The organism is Shewanella sp. SM32, from assembly GCF_025654235.1.
GTDB classification, from domain to species: Bacteria; Pseudomonadota; Gammaproteobacteria; order Enterobacterales; family Shewanellaceae; genus Shewanella; species Shewanella oncorhynchi.
Window position 1 is genome coordinate 1 of record NZ_JAKKRO010000192.1, and the last position, 506, is coordinate 506.

Annotated in this window: 1 pseudogene; it reads right to left on the reverse strand. The window is 42.5% G+C overall.

Annotation, left to right across the window (positions count from 1 at the left end):
* Window positions 1-303: 303 nt before the first annotated feature.
* Window positions 304-506 (reverse strand): annotated as a pseudogene (tuf, locus tag L5M10_RS24140) (elongation factor Tu); the annotation flags it as partial.

A 506-nucleotide genomic window follows, 5' to 3' on the forward strand; every position in this document is an offset into this window, starting at 1 on the left:
AATCACCCTCTAGCTTCTTCAATATAGAAAAGCAGAGCGAGATGATTTAACCGTTCGACTCCCAATCGGAGTCGCTATGATAATGATTAACTTCAGCGACTAATCATTTAATTCGTCAACCTAAGTCGACGAGGGGGCCATTATACCTATCTAAATCCGGATATCAAGCCCGCTGTGTAAATAGTCATCAAATAACTATTTAACTTCAGAGTGGCGAGCATTTTACACAAATTTGTGAATAAAACCAGCCCTCAAATAAAAAAGGAAGCCGAAGCTTCCTTTTCAAACTAATTTCTATCGCAATTAAGCGATGATTTTAGCTACTACACCAGCACCAACTGTACGACCACCTTCACGGATTGCGAAGCGTAAACCTTCGTCCATCGCGATTGGGCAAATCAGAGTCACTACCATTTTGATGTTGTCGCCAGGCATTACCATCTCTACGCCTTCTGGCAGTTCGATAGTACCGGTTACGTCAGTTGTACGGAAGTAGAACTGTGGAC